Origin of the sequence: Streptomyces sp. NPDC059003 (genome assembly GCF_042740445.1) — a bacterium.
Classification (GTDB): domain Bacteria; phylum Actinomycetota; class Actinomycetes; order Streptomycetales; family Streptomycetaceae; genus Streptomyces.
The window spans coordinates 1-4000 of record NZ_JBHYJH010000355.1 but is presented as its reverse complement, the minus strand read 5'-3'; the positions used below and the strand labels follow the sequence as shown (position 1 = coordinate 4000).

Sequence of the window (4000 nt, the reverse complement as noted above, 5' to 3'; positions counted from 1 at the left end):
TGCATGAGGAGCTTGGGGACTTGGCGCACAGCTCGGTGGTCGAGATCGGCAGGGCTACGATGGCACGGATGGCCTCTCCCCGGGTGGTCCTGGTCAACCGGCACGTACGGGAAGCCACGTTGATCACTCTGGAGGGCGGGCACCCGACCGAGACCACCGACCTCGCCGACCGGATGCGCGACCGACTGGTCAGCGCCGCCTGTGCCCATGAGGTCGGCGACCGTTACGACGTGCTTCCGGACGCGCTGCCCGCCTCCGCCTGGGCCGCCACGTGTGCCCCCGAGCACCTGGCGGCGGCCGGCCACCGGATGGGCCGCCTCGGCCTGCTGCCCGAGCCGGAGCGCGTGGACCGCTACGTCTCCCATGAACTCGCCGCCTTGTACCAGGAGTTCCTAGGCTGGAGGCGGATGAGCGAGGGCATGCTCTTCGTCTACGACCCGGACTTGGAGGCAGTGGTGGTCACCGCCTCTGGAAGCTGGGACGTCGACAAACGCGCACTGCGCCGGGGCGAGGTCACCGTCCTCGCGCCCAAGCCGGTGGACGGGCACCTTCAGGTGCTCGCTCCGGAGGGGCACGACGTCAAGGGCCCCTCGGTGGAGGCGTGGGAGGTTTGCGCGTTCCTGGCCGCCGCACCCACGGTCCGGGTCAGCCGTACCGCCTCGGGAAGCTGGGCGCTCGATCCGGACGGCGAACGTGAGGTCCCCGCGATCCGCGGTGGTGTGCACGCCCACGTCGGAGTACGGCACGCCGATCCGGCCGTCATCGAGTCCGTGCCGCCCCACCGTGAGCTGTATCCGTACGGCTTCGGCTGCGGCACCGACCTCATGGCCGAGGTCGCCGCCGACACCGTGACCAGGTCACACGCCGTCAACGACCCCTTGGACCCACGGTGTTACGTCCGCTGGCCGATGCTCTACCACGGCGAGATGGCCGTGGAACTGTGGAAGCCCGGCCTGTCCGAGCAGCCGCTCCAGGGACTGCTGGACGCCTACGCGCAATCCGTCGACTACACCCCCGACCACGTTGACCAGCCTCTGTGACCTGCCCGAGGAGATCGCCCGTGCAGACCCCCGCAGCACCTGTTTCCGGGACCCGCTCTGGACCGTGCCCGTCGGCGGAGAAGCCGCCTTCACCTGGAGGGATGACGGGGGAAGGGAACGGCTGCTCGCGCTGTACCAGCGCGGCAAGGACTGTCAATGGGGCGCCGTGCGGCGGATCGACTGGAACGTGGAGGTCGACCCGGCCGACCCGCTCGGCACCCCGGACGAGGTGCTGCCGCTGCACGGCACCGCCCACTGGGACCGGCTCGGTCCGGCCGACCGGCAGGAACTGCGCACGCATTACGCCGCCTGGCAGTTCAGCCAGTTCCTGCACGGGGGACAAGGGGCCATGATCTGTTCTGCCCGCATTGTGCAGAGCGCACCCGAGCTGGATGCCAAGTTCTGCGCCGCGACCCAGACCATGGACGGGGCCCGGCACGTCGAGATCTTCTCCCGGTTCCTGTCAGAGAAGCTGTCGATGAACTACCCGGTCAATGACAGCCTGCGCGCCGCTCGACGACACGTTGCGCGGCTCCCGCTGGGACATGCCCTACCTGAGCACGCAGGTCCTCATCGAGGGACTGGCGCTGGCCGCGTTCGGACTGTTGGGCGACACCACCAGCAAACCCCTGCCGCGTCAGCTCCTCGCCTACGTGATGCAGGACGAGGCCCGGCACGTGGCCTTCAGCCGGATGGTGCTGCGGGACCACTACCGGCAGCTGAGCGCGACCGAACTGGCCGTGAGGTGTTCGTCATCGGGGGCTGCCACCTGATGCGCGATCGGCTGCGCGGCACCGAAGTGCTGGAGAACTGCGGTGTACCCTGTTCTCCCGGATCGTTCTCTGTGTGCGGGACATCGGGCTGTGGAGCCCCGAGGTGCAGGAGACCTGCGCCGAGCTGTGTGACGGGGACGCCCGGGACACCGATCTGGGCCTGCTGATGCGCAAAGACGAGGAGGTCGCCGAACGGTTCGCGGCCGAGGACCAGGCGCGGGCCGAGGGAGGTCAGCGAGATGACCTCCCTCGGCGCCGATCCGTGAGCACACCAGCCGCACCGGTCACGCAAGGGGGCCTGAGCGTGGCCGGACTACTGCACGGCAGCCGTACACAGTTGGGCTGTGCCGCCGCCCTCGCCTGGTGCTCCATCGGGGCCGGTCTCGCCCTGCCGTGGATGATCAAGGACGTGACAGCCGCCCTCACCCGGAACGACCCGGTTACCGTCCCGGTGCTGCGGCTCGTCGTGACCGCTCTGGGTGCGGCGGTGTCCCAAGGCGGATGCGGATGGCTGCTCGCCAGGGCCGGGGAACAACTGGTGCTGCGCTTGCGGCGCCAGGTCATCGACCATGTGGTGCGGCTTCCGCTGTCCGCCGTACGGGCCCGAGGGACCGGCGACATCAGCGCGCGGATCACCTCCGACTGTGCGCAGGTACGGGCAGGGATGGAAGCCGCCGTGGTCCACCTTCCGGTCGCCGCGTTCGGCACCGCCGCCACGCTCATGGCCATGGCCTGTCTGGACGGTCGTCTCGCCCTGCTGGCCGTCTGCGTTCTGGTCCTGGTCGGCGCACCACTGGCTGGAGTGCTCACCCGCACGCGTCGCGTGGCCGGTGCCCAGCTCGCAGCCCTGGCCGACCTGGGACAACGCCTCATCGCGCACCTGTCCGCGCTCACCAGCATCAAAGCGTACCGCCACGAAGCGGCCACGGTGAGGGCGCTCGGGGACGCCGCGGCCGAGCTCGGCGCCGTCTGCGTCACCGCGTCCCGGCTCCAGGCACTCATCGGACCACTGGTGGGGCTGGGCCAGCAACTCGCCCTCGTGGTAGTGATCGTGGCCGCGGCAGGGCGCGTCGCCATGGGCGGGCTGTCGCTTGCCACCTTCAACGCGTTCTTCTTCCTCCTGCTCTTCCTCGCCTGCCCGGTCACCATTGCCGCCGTCGGCATCGGACACGTCAACGCCGGCCGGGCCGCGCGTGAGCGTCTCACCACTCTGCTGGCGCTCGCGCAGGAGCGGGCCGACCCACCTCTGAGTCCCGCACGAGCAACTCCTGGCGCCGGTCATCCGGCCGTGGTCTTCCAGAACGTTACCTTCGCTCATCCCGGAGCCGGTCCGGCCCTGCTCGACGTATCCTTCACCGTCCCAGCCACGGGCCTGACCGCACTCACCGGCCCATCAGGGACAGGCAAGACCACCGCACTCACACTGATCGGCCGCTTCACGCACACCGACACGGGGCAGATCCACGTACTGGGACGCGAAGTCGGCTCATGGCAGCTCGCACAGTTGCGCCGCCGCGTCGTCTATGTCGAGCAGCAGCCCACAGTGCTGGAAGGCACCGTGCGGGAGAACCTGACCATGGGCTGCGGCCACGACCGGCGCGACGAAGACCTATGGGACGCCCTGGAGTCGATGGGACTGCACGAGGCTGTGGCACGGCTCTCCCACGGCCTCGACACCGCGCTGGGCCGCGGCATCGATCTGTCCGGCGGCCAGCGGCAGCGCCTGGCGATCGCCCGCGCCCTGCTCACCGACGCCGACCTCTTCCTGCTGGACGAACCCACCTCGCACCTGGACGAAGTCGGCGAACAGCGCGTCCTGCACGTCCTCGACCAGCTGGCAGTCACGCGGCCGGTCGTCGTGGCCACCCACCGCCTCTCAGCGCTCCCTCACATCCGCCACACCGTCGCGATCGGGCCAGCCATCCAGCCCGAGGCCACCCGCCCACCCCGGTCCCGGACGCCAGCCGTGCTGGTGGCAGACGGCTCACCGGGGCACGACCGTTGACGTAGTGCCGGGTACCCCCACCCCGTCGCACGGCCCGGTACCGGGATATCGCGTCGACCCCTCGGCCGAGCATCTCTGCGAAGCCGAAGTCAGGGAACAGGCTGCTGCGAGCTGTTGCGGACTGCTAAAAGGTTGTCCCGTAGCGGCTGGTCACGGGCGAGATGATCTTGTTGTGGCTGGCG

At 69.8% G+C, this 4000-nt stretch carries 2 protein-coding genes and 1 pseudogene; all 3 read left to right on the top strand.

Annotated elements, in window-relative coordinates:
• The coding region (locus ACFWZ5_RS45300) for a hypothetical protein (protein ID WP_384893042.1) at positions 1–1040 on the top strand (1040 nt) is incomplete at its 5' end.
• Between the two features lie 13 nt (positions 1041–1053).
• Positions 1054–2033 (top strand): annotated as a pseudogene (locus tag ACFWZ5_RS45295) (ferritin-like domain-containing protein); the annotation flags it as partial.
• A 42-nt stretch (positions 2034–2075) separates the two neighbouring features.
• On the top strand, positions 2076–3818 hold the full coding sequence (locus ACFWZ5_RS45290; protein ID WP_384893045.1) for an ABC transporter ATP-binding protein: 1743 nt from the start codon (positions 2076–2078) through the stop codon (positions 3816–3818).
• Positions 3819–4000 lie beyond the last annotated feature (182 nt).